The 20167-nt window shown below is 69.8% G+C and carries 14 protein-coding genes and 1 pseudogene; 2 read left to right on the plus strand and 13 right to left on the minus strand.

Going from position 1 to position 20167, the window contains the following annotated elements:
- The first annotated feature begins 25 nt into the window (after positions 1-25).
- On the plus strand, positions 26-688 hold the full coding sequence (locus AB0B64_RS06935) for a hypothetical protein (RefSeq protein WP_358175305.1): 663 nt from the start codon (positions 26-28) through the stop codon (positions 686-688).
- Positions 689-703: 15 nt separating this feature from the next.
- On the opposite strand, the pseudogene AB0B64_RS06940 reads toward AB0B64_RS06935, so the two are convergent.
- The 12 genes and pseudogenes from AB0B64_RS06940 to AB0B64_RS06995 form a co-directional block, all read right to left on the minus strand.
- A pseudogene (locus AB0B64_RS06940) lies at positions 704-883 on the minus strand (transposase); the annotation flags it as partial.
- 102 nt (positions 884-985) lie between these two features.
- Positions 986-3430, minus strand: coding sequence for a glycoside hydrolase family 2 TIM barrel-domain containing protein (locus tag AB0B64_RS06945; protein ID WP_358175307.1), 2445 nt, complete (start codon positions 3428-3430; stop codon positions 986-988).
- 39 nt (positions 3431-3469) lie between these two features.
- Positions 3470-3583, minus strand: coding sequence for a DUF5605 domain-containing protein (locus AB0B64_RS06950; RefSeq protein ID WP_357940990.1), 114 nt, complete (start codon positions 3581-3583; stop codon positions 3470-3472).
- A 329-nt stretch (positions 3584-3912) separates the two neighbouring features.
- Positions 3913-5901 carry a PKD domain-containing protein gene (locus AB0B64_RS06955; protein ID WP_358175310.1) on the minus strand — a complete coding sequence of 663 codons (1989 nt, stop codon included), beginning with the start codon at positions 5899-5901 and terminating at the stop codon, positions 3913-3915.
- On the minus strand, positions 5898-7373 hold the full coding sequence (locus tag AB0B64_RS06960) for a family 43 glycosylhydrolase (protein ID WP_358175313.1): 1476 nt from the start codon (positions 7371-7373) through the stop codon (positions 5898-5900). Before AB0B64_RS06960 ends, AB0B64_RS06955 begins: the two co-directional genes overlap by 4 nt.
- A gap of 86 nt (positions 7374-7459) precedes the next feature.
- Positions 7460-10276: a family 78 glycoside hydrolase catalytic domain gene (locus AB0B64_RS06965; protein ID WP_358175316.1), complete on the minus strand. Its 2817-nt coding sequence runs from the start codon at positions 10274-10276 to the stop codon at positions 7460-7462.
- A gap of 27 nt (positions 10277-10303) precedes the next feature.
- On the minus strand, positions 10304-11128 hold the full coding sequence (locus AB0B64_RS06970) for an ATP-binding cassette domain-containing protein (RefSeq protein WP_357941002.1): 825 nt from the start codon (positions 11126-11128) through the stop codon (positions 10304-10306).
- Positions 11125-12861 (minus strand): dipeptide/oligopeptide/nickel ABC transporter permease/ATP-binding protein, encoded by a 1737-nt coding sequence (locus AB0B64_RS06975; protein WP_357941004.1) that lies wholly within the window; start codon positions 12859-12861, stop codon positions 11125-11127. Before AB0B64_RS06975 ends, AB0B64_RS06970 begins: the two co-directional genes overlap by 4 nt.
- Entirely contained in the window at positions 12858-13799 is a 942-nt protein-coding gene (locus AB0B64_RS06980; protein ID WP_357941006.1) for an ABC transporter permease, read from the minus strand. The genes AB0B64_RS06975 and AB0B64_RS06980 overlap by 4 nt, the downstream gene beginning before the upstream one ends.
- Positions 13800-13815: 16 nt before the next feature.
- Positions 13816-15351 (minus strand): ABC transporter substrate-binding protein, encoded by a 1536-nt coding sequence (locus AB0B64_RS06985; protein WP_357941008.1) that lies wholly within the window; start codon positions 15349-15351, stop codon positions 13816-13818.
- 235 nt (positions 15352-15586) lie between these two features.
- Entirely contained in the window at positions 15587-16618 is a 1032-nt protein-coding gene (locus AB0B64_RS06990) for a LacI family DNA-binding transcriptional regulator (RefSeq protein ID WP_357941010.1), read from the minus strand.
- 55 nt (positions 16619-16673) lie between these two features.
- The gene (locus tag AB0B64_RS06995; protein ID WP_357941012.1) at positions 16674-17837 is read right to left on the minus strand and encodes an MFS transporter; all 1164 of its coding nucleotides are present in this window, start codon (positions 17835-17837) and stop codon (positions 16674-16676) included.
- Positions 17838-18440: 603 nt separating this feature from the next.
- Here AB0B64_RS06995 and AB0B64_RS07000 point away from each other — a divergent pair.
- A complete protein-coding gene (locus tag AB0B64_RS07000; protein ID WP_357941014.1) occupies positions 18441-19265 on the plus strand; it encodes a patatin-like phospholipase family protein in 825 nt (274 codons plus the stop codon).
- Between the two features lie 193 nt (positions 19266-19458).
- On the opposite strand, the gene msrB is transcribed toward AB0B64_RS07000, so the two are convergent.
- Positions 19459-19860 carry a peptide-methionine (R)-S-oxide reductase MsrB gene (gene msrB, locus AB0B64_RS07005; protein ID WP_225289313.1) on the minus strand — a complete coding sequence of 134 codons (402 nt, stop codon included), beginning with the start codon at positions 19858-19860 and terminating at the stop codon, positions 19459-19461.
- Positions 19861-20167: the final 307 nt, after the last annotated feature.

A 20167-nucleotide genomic window follows, 5' to 3' on the forward strand; every position in this document is an offset into this window, starting at 1 on the left:
TGCGAGCGGAGGCGCGGACACGGGCGTGGCCGCGGACCCGGGCCTGCGCGGGAGTACGAGCTCGGGTGTCCACAGCGGTTCGGGGAAGCACGGCCAGGCCCTCGCGGAGGGCGGCGCGACCCGCATCCCGATGAGCGTCACCCCCACCCCACTGGGCGGAGGCGCCCAGCGCTCGGGCGGTTCGACGCACGACACCCCGGCCTCGAAGGCCCCGCCGGCCGGCGCCACGCCGGGCTCCGTGACAGGGGACGCCCCCCAGGCCGAAGCGCCCCAGGACAGCGGCACCGTGAACCCCTCGACCGTCGATGCGTTGACCGGAGATCTGTCGACTGGGGATGACGGATCCGACTACAAGGCGGACGGCCCCTCGATGCACACCGACCAGCAGGCGGCCGAATACTTCCGCACCCACTGGCCCGCGGACGACAAGGCCTCCAAACGCCTCAAGGACATCCGCAGCATAGGCGGATATCTCCGCCTATACACCGACCTCCCGGAGTCGGCCGGCAACTCCAGCCAAGCCATCACCTTGTGCGAACGCGGCCTGCAGTATTTGAGGGAGAGCGGCGAGACGAACCCGATCATCTTCGTTCAGGCCAAGTTCGGCGAGAACGGCAACCCGGTCCTGGCCAACATCCTCGGCCCCGCCGACAAGAGCTGCCGCGTCACCTACCCCGAACCCGACTAAGAGCTGTTTCTCGAATCAGGTGCGGAGCGAGATGGTCAGGGCGGCCAAGGTGACGGTGCCGAGGAAGATGTGGGCGCGTTTGTCGTGGCGGGTCGCGATGGCTCGGAGGTTCTTCAGCCGGTTGATGGCTCGTTCGACGACGTTCCTGCCCTTGTATCGTTCGGCGTCGAAGCCGGTGGGGCGTCCGCCGGCGGACAGATGGATCTTGGTGGTGAAGCCACCCCGGCAACGGCCTGACCACCTCCGCCGGCCGGGAGAAATTCCAGCTCAGCCTCGCTGAACTCCTGCCGATCGACGTCATCCCTCGTCGGCGGCGACCTTGAGCTCCACGGTGACCGGGGCAAGTCCGTCACTGGTGACCCGCACGTGGATGGGGCCCGGGCCGGTCGGGCGGATAACGGCGAGGGCCCGGCCGTCGAACGTGGTGCGCCGTGTCGCGTCGAAGCCTTCCTCGGTCATGGGCCGCGCGCTGCCCAGCGCCTGAAGGACTCCTGCACCGCTCACCTGGACCGCCACTTGGCGATCGTCGTCGTGTGCCAGGTTGCCGTCGGCGTCACGGAGCTCGATGGTGACGTAGGCCAGATCGCGATGGTCGGCGCGCAGCAGGTGACGATCGGTCTCGACGCTGAGGCGGGGCTCTGCAGCCGTCCGAAGGCGCACTCGTGACTGTTCGCGGCCGGCGCTGTACGCGACCGCCGTGAGCTCGCCGGGGTGGTACCGCAGGTCGAAGCGCGCCCGGTACTCGTGGTGGCGGCCGGCCGGGGCCCGGCCCACCGCTGTGCCGTTCAGGAGCAGTTCGACTTCGTCGGCGTCGCTGTACACCTCGGCCTCGACGGGTGATCCCGGTGCCACGTTCCAGGACCACCCGGCGACCGTGTCGGTCCACGCCCACTGCATCTCCAGGCGTCGCCTGCCATGGTGCTGAGGACGGAACACGGCGATATACGGCTCGTGCCGCAGCCCGAACACGATCTCCCGGTAATAGGAGGCCGGGCGGCGATGGCCGGTGATGTCGATGTCTCCGCACCAGGCGAGCAGCCAGGGGTAATCCGGGTCACCGCCGCCACTCCCTGCCGGATCGTCGGCGTAGTCGGTGCGTCCGAGCCCCACCTCGCCCAGGTAGTCCCACCCGGTCCAGGTGAAGTCGCCGATCACGTGCGGTAGTTCCTCCACCAGTGGCCAGATCCGCGCGATGTTGCGCGGATTGGTCTCCGTGCCCAGGACGACCCGGTTGGGGAACCGCTGCCTGTCGGAGACGTAGCGCTGCTCGGCGTAGTTCAGGCCCGCCACGTCGACGGCCGCGTGTGACTCCGCTGTGCGCTCGGTGACGAGGTCGGAGGTGGTGATGCGGTCGAAGATGTCCGACATCGCGGTCATGACGTCGTTGACGCCGCGGGCATGCAGGGCCGAGACCTCCTGCTTGAAGTCGTCGAGGATCTCGGCGCTGACGGCCCAGAAGCTGCTGATCGCGTTGGTCACGAAGCGGGTGCCGTCCAGGCTGTGGACCTTCTCGGCCAGCCGGCGTCCCCATGCGCCGCCGTGCCCGGAACCGGCCTCGGGGACCTCGTTGCCGATCGAGTACATGATGACGCTCGGGTGGTTGCGGCTCTTGGCCACCATGGCCTCGATGTCACGCTCCCACCACTCGGGAAAGTCCAGGGAGTAGTCGAAGGGCTTCATGGCCTCCAACCACATGTCGAACGCCTCGTCCAAGACGAGCATCCCGAGCCGGTCGCACGCTTCCAGCAAGGCGGGGCTCGCCGGGTTGTGGGAGCTGCGGATGGCGTTGAACCCGGCGGCCTTGAGGATCTCGATGCGGCGCTCCTCCGCCCGCGCGATCGCCGCCGCTCCGAGCGGACCGTTGTCGTGATGGATGCACGCCCCGCGCAGCTTCACCGCCTGGCCGTTGATCCGCAGGCCGTGCATCGGATCCAGTTGGAGAGTGCGGATGCCGATGTTCAGCGAGGCCGAGTCGGACTCGACGTCCCCGTCCTGCAGCCTGATCGTCGCCTGGTACAGGTAGGGGTCGTCGACGCTCCAGCGGCGGTGGCCGGCCACGTAGAGCCGGTTGCGCGACACCGTGGTCGTGCCAGGGGTGATGGTGACGGGCGTGGCCTCGGTCGCGACGAGTGCGCCTTGCTGGTCGCGCAGCTCCACCTGCACGGCCACGGTGCGCGTGGTCAGGCCCTCGTTCTGGATGGTCGCAGCGACCTCGACCACCGCTCGCTCGTCGTCCACGTCCGGCGTGGTGACCAATACGCCGTCGGGGGCCAGATGGACGAGGTCCAGTACGTGCAGATACGTGTCTCGGTGAATGCCCAGGCCCGAGTACCAGCGGGAGTCCTGGTGCGCCCGTGCCTCGACCCGGATGGTGTTTGTCTGCCCGTAGTGCAGGTAGGCGTCCAGGGGTACCCGGAATCCGGTGTAACCGTTGCGGCGCTGCCCGGCGAAAGAGCCGTTCACGAAGACCATGGCGTCCCGGTAGACGGCCTCGAACTCGATCGCGACACGCTTGTGACGCCACTCCTCGGGCACGAACAGCGTCTTGTTGTACTCGACCACACCACCGGGGTGGTAACCGGTGGAAGGTCCTTCGCTGTCCGTGGCCGAACGCTTGAGCGACTGCATGGCGTCGTGGGGGAGCACGACAGCCTGGCCGGCGGCATCTGCGGCGACGAGATCGGAGAAGCTGCTGACCTTCGGTTTCACCGTCCAGTCGGCGTTGAACGAGATGCGTGCCACAGTGACCTCTTTCTATGGGGACAGGCGACCTGAAACTGGTCAGGCCGCCACCAGCCGCACGGCCTGATACGGCTTGGACGGTAGGGGCACCAGCACGAACGTCTCGTACGTGCCGGGCAGCCGGTCGATGGTGCACTCCCAGGTGTCGAGCACGTCCACTCCGCGGACAGCTCGACGTCCACGAAGGGGTTGCCGGCCGCCGGTCCCTGCAGTGCGATTTCCAGCACTTCCCACCTGGACGGCTCGCCCACGAGGGTCCAGGCCGCCGTGGCGCGCGGGGCCGACGGGTCCGTGACGGCGGGCGTGACGGCGGGCGCCACCCGTAGGAACGCGCCGATGAGGAGCACACGCAGGCCTGGCTGGTCGAGCACGGCTTCCGGCAGATGCCGCTCCAGCAGGGCGCGGCCGCCCGGCGCGTCGAGGACCTGGCCGAGCGTGACGAGGGGTGTGAGCATGGGTTCGTTCTCCTTACGTCTGGTGAATCAGGGCTTCACGACCACGCGGACCCGGCCGAGGTTCTCGACCTGGGCGAACGGGCCTGCCTGGCCCGGCCGGGAGGAGGCCACCTTGAGCGAGACGTAGTACGTGCCGGGCTTGGTGTACCGGTGGCTGCCGGTGAGGGTCAGCGTGGAGCCGGGCTTGCCGATGGTGATGGGCGTGTAGGTGCCGGAGCCGGTGAAGTCCCACGCGGCCGAGACGATCGTCCCGGCGTCCGGGGGAGTCTGTGCTTTTGCGAAGAAGGTCGCCTTGCGACCGGCCAGGCGGACGGTCAGGTCGACGACGGGCTGAATGCCGCGCCTGTCCGACGCCCGCGCCGGGATGGTGACCTGTCCGCCGGTGATGTCGTACCGGGTGGAACGAGGTGGGGTCACACCGCGCTCGGCCCATGCGGCCACGTCGCGCAGCGCCTGCTCGACGATCGGGTCGTAGGAGACGATCCGGTTCGTCTTGGTGCCGGTGACCGGGCCTTCGAGGTGGTCGGCGTTGTCGTTGTAGTAGAGCCGGAAGGCGCCGTCGAACGCCTGGTCACCGAGCGCCGTGCGCACCTGCTTGGCGTACCAGTCCGCGTGCCACGGGTAGGCGTCGGTGTCGAGGAGGTTGTCCACCACGATGACCTTGGTGTTGATCTTGCCGGTGAAGGTGCCGCCGCCGGTGGTGCTCCGCGCGATCATTGGGCCGATGAGCATGGGCCGCTGCGGGTAGAGCGGCTGCCCGTCAGGGCCATGAAGCACGTCGTAGATGGTGTAGCCCTGGTCGGCGGGCGGGACCTGGTGGCGGTAGTACGACGGCAGCGCGACGAACCAGCGGTTGTCGACGCGGATCCGCACGCCGGTCTTGAGCGCCGCGAGCACCACGGCGGAGTTCCCGCTGCCCAGAGTCAGCACGCCGGTGGAGGGATCGAGGGTGCCGATCAAGCCGCCGATTCCCGGGACGGTGAAGTCCAGCCCGAGGGTGCCGGTCAGGGTGGGCAGGCCGGACAGCGTGACGGCGATGGGTGTCCCGTCGGCGGCGGCTTGCACGTGGGTGATGGTCGGTGTGGCGTCGATCAGTTCGGCGCGGACGAGGTCGCCGAGCGGCGACTGCTCGGTGCCGAGATAGCCGGGCTTGGACCAGAAGTCGGTGACGTAGGACGGGTCGAACCGGCGGATCACGGCACCGAAGCCGAGCAGTCCGTCCGCGGTGGACAGCCCCAGCACGTAGTCCGGGTCCTCCCACGCCTGCAGCGGGACGCCGAGGCTCGTCACCTCGCGCAGCATCGCCGCCTGAACCGCCGTCAGCCCGGCGTACGGGTCGCCGGAGCCGCCGGGCTGGACCGCGTCCGCGATTCGGTCGGCCACATCCCGCAGCACCATGCGGGCCTGCGCGCGGATGAAGAAGTTGGCCGGGATGGACATGGGGACGCCCAGGACGATCGGGACTGCGCCGTCCCAGACGCCCGTGGTGTTCTCGATCGCGCCGACGGTCTGGAAGGAACCGCCGGAGGGGCCGTAGAGGTAGCCGTAGATGCGCCGGGAGCCGGAGCGGTAGTAGGCGGCGGCCACGGTCTCGGCGAATTTCGCCGCCGCGGCGGCATGTCGGTACCCCTGGGTCCCGCTGGTCGCGACGGTGTACCCGCCGCTGGCGGCGCCGAAGGAGATGACGCGGTCCAGGGCGTTCTCGTCCGACAGGGGATAGGTGTACTGGAAGAAGCGGCCCTGCCACTGGGCGGCCGGCGGCAGGTAGATCGTGAACTTCACGTCCGTGCCCTCGAAGTGCCCCGACACCCGGCGGTGTGCCACGGGGGTGGTGAGGTCCCGCTCGGCGTCGATCATGGGCTTGGCGTAGAGCGGGTCCACGCAGTCCGGCGTCACTTGGATCGGCCCTCCTGGCTCGGAAGCGGCGCAGTCCGCCGCTGCGATGGCGGGCTGTGCGGGGACGAGGACCGGGCTCAAGGCGAGGACGAGGCCGGTGGCCACGAAACGCAGGGTCATGCGAACTCCTTGGGGGGTGGGGTGGCGGGCTCCGCCTGCGGGCGGTAGGTCACCGAGCGCACGTGCGCCGGGACGGTGGTGGAGCCCAGAGCGAGCATGCGTCCGGTAAACCCGGAGGCGACCTCGGTGGACAGGTAGCGCCCGTCCAACCGGGCGAGATCCCGCACGCCGTCCGGCCGGCCGACGGAGAGCACGATCTCGTCCGGGCCCGCGTCACCGAGGGGTACGGTGGGCGATGCCGGCGGCGCCGCCTCGATGCGTAGCACGGCGGGGCCGTCCGGGACGAAGGCTGTCGCGAGCACGACGTCGAGGTCGCCCACGCGGGCACTGGCCTCGACGCGATCACCGTAGCGGGCCAGCCCATAGTGGTGCCGGTGATCCAGGCGCAGCAGGAATCGGCCCGAGCCCTCCAGCGTCGCCTCGGCCGACCAGCGCAAGTCCCGGACCCGGGCGCACAACAATCCCTCGGCGATGCGCAGGCCGTCGGCGGTGACGGTCACGGCTGGTTCGCCGCCCGGCACCACCCAGCGCGGGTCGAGCGCAGGACGGTCGAAGCGGTCGGTGAACGCGGTGTTCGCCGAAGGGACGTCGTAGCGGTCCTCGTCGAACACCGGCCAGCCGCCCACCCAGTTCACGCCCGCGAGGAACGTCTCTCGACCCAGCACGTGGAAGCCGGGCGTCGAGCCGCGCGGCCGGGCGCCCAGGTAGACGGCCGCCCAGCCGCCGTCCGGCGCGCGCACCAGATCGGCGTGGCCGGTGTTCTGCGTCGGGTGGATCGTGCTGCGGTGGCTGAGGATCGGGTTGGCCGGGCAGCCCTCGAAGGGGCCGGAGGGGTGCGGGCCGCGGGCGACCGTGACGGCGTGCCCCCGCTCGGTGCCGCCTTCTGCGAGGAGCAGGTACCAGAGGCCGTCCACCTCGTACAGGTGCGGGCCTTCGGCGGCGCTCAGCCCGCTGCCCTGCCACACCGGGTAGGCCGGTTCGAGGAGCCGGCCGGTGGCGAGGTCGAGGCGGGCCTGCATGATGCCGCCCTCGCCCTCGGTGAAGCTCAGCGCCTTCCACGTCAGGTAGCACTGCCCGGCGTCGTCCCAGGCCAGGTCCGGGTCGATGCCGATGGCCTGGGGGACGCGCACCGGGTCGCTCCACGGCCCGGCGGGGTCGTCGGCCTGGAGGATGAGCTGGCCGCCGTCGTGGTCGCCGACGTTCGTGGTGACGTACCAGAAGCGCCCGCCGTGATGGCGCAGCGTGCCCGCGTAGATCCCGCCGGACGAGCGCCCGTCACCGCGGGCGAACTGGCTGCGGCGGGTCAGGACGTGGCCGAGCTGCGTCCAGCGCAGCAGGTCGCGGCTGTGCCAGATCGGCACGCCGGGGAAGTACTCGAAGCTCGAATGCGCCAGGTAGTAGTCGTCGCCGACGCGGCACACGGTCGGGTCGGGGTAGAAGCCCGGGACGATCGGCGTGGTGGAGCCCTTCACTCACTTCTCCAGCGTGGTCATGTGCCTGGCCGGCAGGTCGGCGCGGACGTCGGCCGGCAGCGTCGGGTCGAGGTGTCCCTGAGAGGTCATCGTCGGTCCTTCGTGTCGCCGAGAATGTCCGCGATGCGGAGGTGCAGTTCCCGCGCCCGCGGCAGGTGATCTTCAGGTGCCAGGGCGTGGGCCACCCGCGTCGCGGGGGAGTCGAGGTAGGCGGCCAGCTTTTCGGCGGCCTGGGCGTCGCCCCTGGGGGTGATGCCCGCGGTGACGGCGGCTTGGGCCACCGCGGCCCAGGTCCGCGGGTCGTCGAGCAGGTCCCTGACCGTCGCGCCGGTCCAGTCGCGATCCTCGTCCGTGATGGGATCGGCGGCCGTCCAGCGGTGCTCGCCGTGGCCGACCTGCACGGGAGCGTCCGCCCCTGGGACGTGGACCTCGGCGGATGCTCCGGCGGGGACGGCGACCGTGAGGCGCATGCTGCCGCCGGAGCGTTCCCACGACACCGACGCCTCCCCGTAAGGGGTGGCGTGGCGGGCGGCGGCGCGGGTGAGCGCCGCGGTCGGCCGGGGCCGGATGAGCAGCCGCCGGTAGCCCGGGGCCGCGGGCGCGAGACCGGCGACGGTGCGGTGCAGCCAGTCGGCCACGGCGCCCAGGGCGTAGTGGTTGAAGGAGGTCATCTCGCCCGGGTTGATGCCACCGTCGGGCCGCATGCTGTCCCAGCGCTCCCAGATCGTGGTCGCGCCCATGGTGACGGGGTACAGCCAGGACGGGCACCGCGTCTGAAGGAGCAGCCGGTAGGCGATGTCGAGGTGGCCGGTGCTGGTGAGCGCGTCGCATACCAGCGGAGTGCCGACGAAGCCTGTGGCGATCCGGAAACCGCCGGCCCGCACGAGGTCGGCCAGCCGGCGACCGGCCTCCTCGCGCTGGGCCTGCGTGGGCAGCAGGTCCCACTCGATGGCCAGCGCGTACACGGTCTGGGCATCGGACAGCACCCGCCCCGCCGGTGTCACGAACGTCCGGGCGAAGGCGTCGCGCACCTCCTGGGTGAGAGCCTGATACTTGTCCGCTTCGTCCGCGCGTCCGAGCAGCCGTGCTGTTTCGGCGACGATCCATGAGGAGCGGGCGAAATGGGCGGTCGCTACCACGTCGGGGTCAGCCTTGGCGCGGCCCGGCTCCTCTGGGGGCGCGGTGGGGTCGAGCCAGTCGCCGAACTGGAAGCCGCCCCGCCAGATCCGGTCCGGGCCGGCCAGTGCCGTGACCTTGTCGACCCAGGCGCGCATGCTCGGCAGTTGACGTTCCAGGAGTTCGAGGTCGCCGGTGCGCTGGTAGAGCGTCCAGGGCAGGATCGTGGCGGCGTCGCCCCAGGCGGCCGCCGGCACCGCTGACGCCGCGTCGTCCCTGAAACCTGGGACGACGTGCGGCACCGAACCGTCCGGGCGCTGCTCGGCGGCGAGGTCGGCCAGCCACGAGCGCAGCAGGCCGGTGGCGTCGTAGAGGAAGGTCGCGGTGGGGCCGAACACCTGGATGTCGCCGGTCCAGCCGAGGCGCTCGTCGCGTTGCGGGCAGTCCGTGGGCAGATCGACGAAGTTGCCGCGGGTGCTCCACACCACGTTCTCGTGCAACTGGTCGAGTTCCTCGTGTGAGGAGGAGAACCATCCGGTGCGACGCAGATCCGAGCCGACGACGACCAGTTCGAGGTCTTCGGCGCGCAGGTCCGGCACGCCGGTGACCTCGGCGTAGCGGAAGCCGTGCAGCGTCAGCGACGGTTCGAGCACCTCGTCGCGGCCGGACAGCACCCACGTGTCGGTGGCGCGGGCCGTGCGCAGCGGGCGCGTGCCCAGCTCGTCGTCCTCCAGCACCTCGGCGTGCCGGATCACGACCGTGGTGCCCTCCGGCAGGCCGCGCGTGCGGAGCCGGACCCAGCCGACCGCGTTCTGCCCGAAGTCGACGAGCGTCATGCCGGACGGTGAGGTCCACACCCGCTGTGCCGGCAGTACACCGGTCGGCCGGATGGGCGGGCCGTCGGGGGCGACGAGCGCCGACAGGTCCGCCTCGATCACCTCCACGCCGCTCACCGGGCCGGGCGCGCCGCGCAGGCGCAGGTCGGTGGACTGCCCGTCGTACAGGTCGTCGGCCAGGACCTCGCTCTCGCGGGCGCGCCAGGTGTCATCCGTCGCCAGGACGTGCACGGCACCGTCGGTGGTGGTGATCTCGAGCTGGGCGAGCAGGGCGAGCCGGTCGCCGTAGACGGCGCGATCGTTGAGGTAGCCGAGCCGGCCGCGATACCAGCCGTTGCCGAGCAGCACCTCCAGCATGTTCTCGCCGGGCCGGACCAGGTCGGTGACGTCGTAGACGTGGTAGCGCAGCCGGTGCCGGTACGACGTCCAGCCCGGGGCGAGGACCGTGTCGTCCACGCGGCGCCCGTTGATCGACGGCGAGTAGATGCCGTGGGCGGTGGCGTACAGCCGGGCACTGCGCACCGGGCCCGGCACGTCCACCAGGCCGTACAGGAGGGGAGCCCTGCCGTCCATGGCGCCGATCTCGGCGGGGCTGATGAAGCGGGCCGTCCAATCGGACGGGTGCAGCAGGCCCGCTTCGACGGTGGCCGCCTCGCTCCAAGGGCTCCAGTCCTCCCCGTGCGCCACCCGCACCCTGGCCTCGGCGGCCTCACGGGAGGCGAGCGGCGGCGCCGGCCACGGGACCAGTACCTGCTCCCGGCTCCGGACCAGATGGGGCTCGCGAGTTCTTCCTCGGGTGATCTCCACCTCATACGCCGTCTGCTCCCAGCCCTCGCCGGCGTGCGGGACGGTCCAGGACAATCGAGGGACCGGCGTGCCCATCCCGAGCGCCGGCCCGGGCTCGGTGCGGTGCTCGAAGCGCGGCGCGCTGGGTGCAGCGGACAAAGTCATGCAAAACTCCATAATGTACGTGAAGCGTCAGGACCGGCCCTCAGCCGGCAGGGCTTGGCGCAGCTCGCGCCGTTCGCGCTGCTTGGCCGGGTCGGCGACCGGCGCGGCCATGTGCAACCGGCGCGTGTACTCGTGCCGCGGTGCGGTGGCCACCTGGCGCGCGTCACCGATCTCCACGATCTTCCCGCGGTGCAGGACCGCGATCCGGTCGCTGATCTGGTTGACCACGCCCAGGTCGTGGCTGATGAACAGGTAGGCCACGCCGGTCGCCTGCTGGATGTCCTTGAACAGCCTCAGGACACGAGCCTGGGTGGTGACGTCCAGCGCGCTCGTCGGCTCGTCGCAGACGATCACCGCCGGGTCGAGGGCGAGCGCGCGGGCAATGGCCACCCGCTGTCGTTGCCCGCCGGAGAACTCTCGTGGATACCTGGCGGCGGCATCCGTGGGCAGACCGACCGCGTCCAGCAACTCCCGGACCCGGGCACGACCGCCCGCGACGCCGGCGGCGGCGAGCGGCTCGACCAGGATGTCCCCGACCGTCATGGACGGGTTGAGCGAGGAGTAGGGGTCCTGGAAGACCACCTGAAGGTCGCGGGCCAGCTCGCGGCGGCGCGCCCGGGACACGCCGCTGATGGTCTGCCCGCGAAAGCCGATGCTCCCCGAGGTGACCGGGGCGAGGCCCAGAATAGCGCGGCCGATCGTGGTCTTGCCGGACCCGGACTCGCCCACGAGGCTGAGCGTCTCCCCGGACGCCAGGTCGAAGGAGACACCGTCGATGACGGTGCTCGCGCTCTTGCCGCGCCCGCCGAACCGGACCACCAAGTCACAGACCTGCAGCAGGGGTTGCGTCATGGTTGGATCTCCATCAGCTCGACACTGCGCGAGGAGGACAGCAGTTCCTTCGTGTACGCCTCCCGCGGCGACTCGAAGAGCGTCTCGACATCGGCCCGCTCGACGATGCGGCCTTCCTTCATCACGCTCACGACGTCGCACAGGTCGGCCACGACCCCGAGGTTGTGCGTCACCAGGATCATGGCCAGGCCACGCTCGCGGCTGAGCTCGCGCAGCAGCTCCAGGACCTCCGCCTGAACCGTGACGTCGAGGGCGGTGGTGGGCTCGTCGGCGACGATGACGTCCGGGTCGGCGGCGACGGCACCGCAGATGAGCACTCGCTGCGCCATGCCGCCCGAGATCTCGTGCGGGTACAGACACATGACGCGCTCCGGATCGTTGATGCCGACGCGGGTGAGCAGCTCCACGAGCCGCTCCCGCGCTTGCTGCGCACTCAGCGAGGTCACCCCCCGCAGGCCGTAGGCGAGCTGCTTGCCGATGGTGAATGACGGGTCCAGATTCGACATGGGCTCCTGCGGGACGTACGCGATGCGCCGCCCGCGGGCCGCGCGCATCTTCGCCCCGTCCTCCAGCAGGTCGTCGCCGCCGAGCAGCACGCTGCCGCCAAGGATGAGCGCCTCGCGCGGCAGGATGCCGAGCGTGGAGAAGGCGACCTGGGACTTGCCCGACCCCGACTCGCCGACCAGGCCGTGGATCTCCCCGCGCCGCACGTCCAGATCGACACCGTGGACGACCTCGCGGATCTCGCCGCCCACCGGGTAGGCGACCCGCAGGGCGCGGATGGACAGCACGACGTCGTCGGAGCTGCCCACCAGGATGGAGTCCTCCTCCACCTCCTCGCGCCGCGCCGCCTTCAGCACCGCGCGCCGGGCCCGCGGAGACAGCGGCTTGCTGCGGGCCGAGGCCTGCAGGACGTCGCTGAGCGCGTTGCCGAGCAGGACCAGCGCCAGGATGGTGAGGCTGATGACGAGCGCGGGCCACACGACGGCTGTGGGATTGTTGTAGATGCCGTTGAACGACTCCTGCAGCACGATGCCCCACGACGCCGCGGCGGGGTCGCCGAGCCCGAGGAACGAGATCCCGGCCTCGATCCCGATGCCGGACGCGAGCACGAACGAGCTCTGGATGATCACCGGCGCGCGCACCGCCCACAGCACGTGCCGGCCGACGATGCGCAGGTCGGGCAAGCCGACCACGCGCGCCGCGTCCACGTACAGCTCGTTGCGAACCCCCAGCACGACGCTGCGGACGAGGCGGTAGTACGTGGGCGCGAGGATCAGCCCGAACGCGGCCATGGCGACCGGGATGTTCGGGCCGGTGAGGGCGTAGAGGGCGATCAGCAGGACGACCCCCGGCAGCGACATGATCACGTCGGCCACGAAACTCGCGCCCGCCTCGAAGCGCCCTCGGTAGAAGCCCGCCGCGAGGCCGGAGAGGACACCGGTCACCACCGACACCGCCAGGATGATGAGGCAGGCGAGCACGGTCTGGCGTGAGCCCCACATCAGCCGGGACAGGATGTCGCGGCCCGCGCCGTCGCCGCCGAGCAGATGTCCGGCGGTGAACGGCGGGGCGTTGGTGGCGTCGAGCTCGGTGACCGACGGGCCCGTCGGGGCCAGCCACGGGCTCGTGACGGCGACCAGGACGACGAGCAGCAGGTAGACCAGGCAGATGGCGCCCTGCGGGTTGCGCAGAAGGCGGACGAGCACTCCGCGCCGGGGGTTCTCGGTCATCGGGTCCTCGCCTTCGGGTTCAGGACCGTCGTAGCCAGATCGCCGAGAAAATTGACGACCAGGACGATCACGATGGTGACGAGTACGGTGCCCATGACCATGGGCACGTCGTTGATCTGGGCCGATTGGTTGGCGAGCTGGCCCATGCCCGGCAGGGCGAACACCTGCTCGATGAAGACCGCGCCGCCCAGCAGGCTGAAGGTCGTCAGGCTGAGCACCGTCAGACCGGGAGCGGCTGAGTTGCGCAGCACGTGCCGGAAGATGACGTGCCGCTCGCTGATGCCGCGTGCCCGCAGCGTGCGGACGTAGTCGCGGCTCAGCGTGTCCAGCACCGCCGTGCGGAACTGCGCGGCGGCGCTGGCCATCGACCCGATCAGCAGCGCGACGACCGGCAGCGTCACGGACGCCAGCCAGCCGGAGACGCTGATCTCGGGCGAGACATATCCGGTGGCCGGCAGCACCCGCCCGGCGATGGCGAAGGCGAAGACCAGGACGATGGCCACGATGAACGCCGGCACGGCGGTGCCCAGCACCGACAGGAACTGCAGCACCCGGTCCACCCATCCGCCCTTGACGGCCGCGGTGACACCGAGGAGCACGCTGAGCGCGGCCGTCAGGACGAGGGTGATGACCACGATGGCGAGCGTCACCGGCACCCTGGACGAGAGAGCGTTCGTCACGGTCTGCCCCGTGTAGAACGACGCGCCGAGGTCACCGGAGAGTGCCCCCTTCAGCCAGTTCCCGTACTGAACGAGGAGCGGCTGGTCGAGTCCCAGGGCGATGACCTCACGCTGGACGTCCTCGGGTCTGGCGTTCATCCCGAGCACCGCCCGCGCGATACCCGGTCCGTTGCCGAACATGAGAGAGAAGGTGGCGAAGGTGACCACCAGCAGTACGGCGAGCGAGCGTACGAGGTTCTTGAGCAGCGTGAGTGCCATCTGTGAGTTCTCCCGGCTACTTGAAGTCGCGCAGCTTCGGGGTCAGCGCCTCGACGTCGGAGACCTTGTCGACGGTGACGTCGGGGCTGTGCGCGTAAAAGCCGTCCGGATTGACCATCGGAGCGAACCAGGCCTGGTCGATGATGTACCGGTTGATCTCCTGCTGGGCGGCCTTCTTCTGGGCCTCGTCGCCGGTGACGATCTGCTTCCAGTGCTTGTCCACGGTGGCGTCGGGCTGGTGCATGAGGTTCCAGTAGCCGGACGAGCGGACCACGATGTCGATGTCCTGCAACGACTGGCCGAAGTTGCCGAGCTGCCAGAGCACCACCGGGTAGGTGCCGCTGAGCAGGTCGCCGATCGCGTTCGCACCGGACAGCGGAACCTGCTTGACGGTGATGTTGAGCTGGGCGAGCTGCTGTGTCACGTACGGCATCAGCTTCTCGTGGTTCTGGCCCGCCATCGTCGGCAGCTCCAGCGCGAAGCCCTTCTCGTAGCCGGCCTCGGCCATGAGCGCTTTGGCCTTGGCGACGTCGAACGGGTAGGGGTCCTGCAAGCCCTCGATGTAGGCGTCGCTGCCCGGGCGGAAGATCTGGTACGACGGCTTGCCATGGCCTTGGTAGAGGTTCTTCACCATGGCCTCGCGGTCGAACACCATGTTGATCGCCCGGCGCACCCGCACGTCGCCGAGAGCCGGGATCTTCTTGCCCAGATGGTCGGTGAGCAGCAGGCGGGTCGTCTGACCCTGCATCGTCTGCACCTTCAGGCCCGATGCCGTGATCTCGTTGTAGCTCTGCGGGGTGATCAGCGCCCCGTCGATCTGCTTGGTCTTGAGCGCGCTGACGGTGGCGGTCTCGCTCTCGATGACCTTGATGACGAGCTTCTTGTACGGGTAATTGGCCGCGTTCCAGTGCTGGTCGTTCTTGGTGAACGCGTACACCGAGCCGCGCGTGGTGCCGGCCGTGTCGAGGACGTAGGGGCCCGAGCCGACCGGGGTGTCGTTCACCTTCCCGGAGTCCAGGATCGCCTTGGTCGTGACCTTCGGGTTGCAGATCCGGGTGACGATCAGCGGCTGCGGCTCCGGCCAGGTGATCGTGATGTTCTGCGGATCGGGGGTGTCGAACTTGATGCCCTCATAGTCGGCCTGGGCTCCGCCGTGAGTGCTTATGTACTTGTACGTGGCCTCGACGGCGGCGGAGTCGACCGGCGTCCCGTCGGAGAACTTCATGCCCTCCCGGATATGCGCCGTGAACGACTTGTTGTCCTCGCTGATCGACCACTTGTCGGCGATGTCGGCCTCGGGCTTGCCGAAGGCGTCACACTTGACGAGGGTGTCCCAGACGGCCTCCCCCGCCCAGCCCTGGTAACCCGGCTGGTTCGACGGGTCCCAGCCCTGGATGTCGGCCGACATGCCCAGCGTGAGCGTGTCCTTGGCCGTCTTGGTGGTGCCACCGCCGGCAGGGCCGGTGCCTGTCGCCGACTGTCCGGTGCACCCGGCCAGCAGGACGGCGAGTGCCGATGCCGAGGCGATGAGTGCTGGCTTGTTAGGTCGCATAGGGGGACTCCTTCAGGCTGCCGCCGAAGTGGGCACTCGGTCTGCGGGAGCAGGAGGCGATCAAGAGGACTTGAGTACTTCGGCATGTGCAACGTTCTACGCCGAGGACTGTAGGGAGCCGCCTCGTAGCCCGTCAAGAGTGCGGATGAAACCTGCTAGTAACTATCAAGAAAAGACAGAGGCGACTTCTTGTAGAACGTTGCCGCAAATCCTCTTGCCAGACGAGCGTGGACGATCAGTGCTCGGCGGGAGCGGGACCACTGGTGGCGCGGGGGATGAGCCTCGGCGCGATGATGTAGTGCACCGGCCTAGGGCGGCCGCCGATGCGCTCCAGCAGAAGACGGGCGCTGATCGAACCGGTATGGCGCCCCGACTGATCGATGGTCGTCAGAGCGACACGACCGATCGTGGAGATGAAGGTGTTGTCATATCCGGTCACCGAAAGTCGGTCCGGCACGGTCAGACCTCGCTCCTCGGCGGCACGCAGGACGCCGAGCGCTGCGATGTCCGCGCCGGCGAACACCGCCGTGGGCGGTTCCGGCCCGGCCAGCGCCAGCAGCGCCGCCTCATGGCCGCCCTCCTCGGAATAGGAGGTCTCGATCACGTCCGGGACGAGCCCGTGTCTCCTCATCGCGGCGACATAGCCTTCGCGTCGTGCGGTGTGCGCCAGCACGTGCGGCGGCGTCAGGCCGAGAGCGGAGTGACCGGTATGGACGATCCGGCGGTGACCGAGCCCCACGAGATGGTCGACCATCAGCCGCGCGCCCTCGTAGTCGTCGTCCACGATGGTGTCGAAGTTGTCCCCGCCGCCGTGCCGGGCGATGACGACCGTGGGGATCTTCGCGCCTAAGGCCTCCAGCCAGGAGGTCTCCACCCAAGGGGCGACCAGGATGAGGCCATCGACCTGCCGGTCGATGAGCGCCTCCACGCTGCCGCGCTGTCGTGCCTCGGATGGGCTCGCTCCGATGAGGATCTCCTGATAGGGGCTGGGCTCCAACTCCGCCCCGATCCCCGCGGAGATCTCCAGCTGAAAAGGGGAGCCCAGGTCCGCGATCAGCACGCCGATCGTGAAAGAGCGCCCCCGCATCGCCCGCGCCCCCGCGTGCGGGCGGTAGCCGAGCCTCTCGATGGCCTCGGTGACCTTCTGCCGCATCTGTGGACTGACCCCGTAGGCCTGGCGGAGTACCTTCGAGACGGCGGACATGGAGACCCCGGCCGCTTTCGCGACATCCTGGATGGTCACACGCCGGGTCTCGGGTTGGGTCACGGAGGGAGCCTACCCGAGCGTAGAACGTTCTCTCCGGCAGGGTTGGACGTTGCCGTCACGCCGGCCGTTCTCCGCCAGGAGGCACGACGAGCGCGCCCAGGAGTGCGATGACGGCGGCGGCCGGCAGGGCGGCATGCGAACCGAAACCGTCGACCAGCAGCCCCGCGAACAAGGTCCCCACGGCGTTTCCGATCGCCAGTGCGCTGCCCATCCAGCCGAACGCCTCCGTGGCGGATCCGGCGGGAACGAGCTCCGACAGCCGTTCGAACAGTCTGGACATGGTCGGCGCGACGGTGCCGCCCCAGAGAAACAGCACCACGCTGAGCACGCCCGTGTCAGGCGCCAAGGCCAGGACGAAGAGGCCCGTCGACACGAGCAGCAGCAGGTGTCGCAGGTGGATCGCGCGGCGGCGAACCGACCCGTAGAGCAGTCCACCCACCAGCGATCCGAGACTGCCGACGGCCATGACGAGGCCCGCGTCGGCTGAGACGCTCGCCCCGCTGACCAGCGCGGCGACCCCCAGGACCTGTGCGGCCAGCGCGCAGGTCAGCAGCGCGGTGCCGCCCAGCAGCCTGGCCAGACCCGGTATTCGCAGGACCGCGCCCAACCCGGCCCGTTCCTCTCGCGGCCTGTCGGCGGGCGGCCGGGACAGCTCGACGTTGCGATCCCGGGCATAGCCGACGGTTCCGGCGAGGACGAACGCCGCTGCCACGAAGATGGCCAGGCGGGGGCCTCCCAGGGAGGAGGCGAGCGCCGCGACGGGAGGGCCGAGGACGAACGTGATCTCCTGCGCCGTCGCCTCCATCGCGTAGGCGCTCCGTCGCCTGTCCGGGCCGACCAGGACGGGCAGCACGGCTCGGAGCGAGGCGGTCAAGGGCGGTGCCGACACTCCGACCAGGAAGGCGACCGCGATGAGCAACGGCGGGTTGTGCGGCACCAGCGCAAGGGCGCACGTCCCGCCGGCGTGGAGAACCGCGCTGATCTGCAGCACCCGGCGATGCCCTCTGGCGTCGGCCAGCCGGCTCAGCGCGGGACCCCCGATGAACGCCCCGGCTGTCGTGGCCGCCGAGACCGCGCTGAAGACCGCATAGCTCGACGTCTGGGTGATGAGCATCATCAGCGCGAGCCCGACCATGCCCTGAGGGAAACGGCCGATGATGGAGGTGCCGAACAGCCATGCGAACGACGGCACGCGAAACAGGTCCCGGAAGGCGGACATTCCTGGTCTTCCTCAAGTGGATGGCGCGGCCCGATGCCGAATCATCCGGGGCCCGCCCAGGACCGGTCTGGTACCGATGTGTAACGTTCTACGCCGGAGCGTAGAATCGTCCACCAAGACGTGTCAAATCCTTGGATCAAGGCCTGGCAGACGGGGGCGCGCTGGTGCCGCGCGGCACGAGGCGCGGCACGATGACGTAGTGCACGGGCCTGGTGCGGCCTTCCAGTCTTTCGAGCAGCTTCCCGAGGTGCGGAGTAGAACGTTGCACACGCGCGCTTCCTCGGCTTCCACTCCGACGAGCGGGGCATCGAGGGTCCCTCCATGGGAGCCCTGCCGCGACGGGCCGTCTGCTTCCGCTCTCTCGGAGGGGCGTCTTTCCCCTGGGAACCTTTGCTACGACGGACCGTCGTCTTTCGCTCCCCAGGAGGGGCAGGCCTCCTTTGGGACCCCAGCCACCACAGACCGCCGCAGGGATTGAGACGGTCGCGTGACGAACCATTCGGGAAACCATCGTGGTAACCCTGCTGTCCCCACCAGGAAGACGATCGGCTCGCGGCCGGTTGGGGATTACATCGTCTTCGATAGCGAGCGAGGGGCCTTCATATGAGCGAGATCAAACGGGCACTGGTGATGGGCGGCGGCGGGGTCGCCGGGATCGCGTGGACCACCGGTGTGCTGGTCGGCCTGGCCGCCGGGGGAGTGGACGTGGCCGCCTCCGCCGACAAGGTCATCGGCACCTCGGCGGGGTCCGTCGTCGCCGCGCAGGTCACCAGCGGCCTGTCGCTGCCCGACCTCCTCGAACGCCAGACCAACCCCGCCCTCCAGGCCCCCGAACTCCCGAGCGGCGTCCCCATGGACCATCTGTGGGCGACCATGCAGGAGGTCTACGAGAGTACGGAGGATCCGGCCGAGCAGCGGCGCAGGTTCGGCGCGCTGGCCCTGGCCGCCGACACCGTCGGCGAGCCCGAACGCCGCCGGGTGATCGAGGCGCGCCTGCCCGTCCACACCTGGCCGGAACGCGACCTCGTCATCGTGGCCGTGGACGCGGTCACGGGCGAGCCCGCCCTGTTCGGGCCCGGCTCGGGCGTGGCGCTGGTCGACGCGGTCGCGGCGAGCTGCGCGATCCCGGTCGTCTGGCCGCCGGTGACGATCGACGGCGTGCGTTACATCGACGGCGGCATGCGCTCGATGAGCAACGCCGACCTCGCCTCCGGGTACGACCGGATCCTCATCCTCGCCCCGATGCCCGAACTCGGCCCCGAGCCCGCGGTGACGGGCGGGAAGGTCGAGGTGATCGAGCCCGACGAGGCGTCACAGGCGGCGGTCGGCGCCGACCCTCTCGACCCCGCCGTGCGGGGCGCCAGCGCCGAGGCCGGCTACGCCCAGGGCACCGCCCTCGTCGCCCACGTGGCGGCGCTGTGGACATGACCGAACTCGTGCTCGTCCCTGGTCGCAGGGAGAGCTAGCGCACGCGCGTGCGGGTCTTGAAGCACACTTCGCACCGCTGGGTCACGACGCGGCCGATGGCCTCGATCGTGTGCCAGCGGTGACGAAGATGAACAAGATTCACAGCGGAGTACTTACCCGCTCCACGCGCTCGATACGCGGTGTCGCCGGTCGTTCACGCGCTGGGTTCGAGCCGCAAGGACACGGAGTTGATGCAATAACGGTCGTCCGTGGGCGTGGCGTACCCCTCGCCGTGGAAGACGTGCCCCAGATGAGAGTCGCACCGCGCGCAGCGCACCTCGGTACGCACCATGCCGTGGCTGGCGTCCTCGATCAGCCGCACCGCGTCCGAATCCGACGGCTGGAAGAAGCTCGGCCACCCGCAGTGCGACTCGAACTTCGTGTCCGACCGGAACAACTCGGCCCCGCACGCCCGGCAGGAGTAGACCCCCTCGGTCTTGGTATCGACGTACTCGCCGGTAAACGGACGCTCGGTGCCCGCCTCCCTGAGGACGTGGAACTCGTCGGGAGAGAGCTGGATCCGCCACTCGGCATCGCTCTTGACCACCTTTTCCATGCTTCCAGCGTACGAGATCCGGCAAAAAGAGATCTCCATTGGGTGAAGCATCCCTTCTGGGGCCAATTTGCGTCTTTGACGACAAGGGGGTGTCATCACCTCCTGCCCAGAGGTGAGATCACTCGCCGGATCGCCTGCGCGGCACAGCCCACGCCCGTGCTGGCGCCGCCGGCGATCCGAAGACCGGCCGGGTGGCGCGCCAGCGCCCGGAACGGTGGCGAGTGATCTTTTGGTCCGTCCCGTCGAGCGCCGGTCCCGCCACCGCGCCCGCTCCGGGCCGGACCACCTCATACCACCATCAACATCA

It is taken from the genome of Nonomuraea sp. NPDC049129 (assembly GCF_040648495.1).
In the GTDB taxonomy this organism is placed as follows: Bacteria; Actinomycetota; Actinomycetes; order Streptosporangiales; family Streptosporangiaceae; genus Nonomuraea.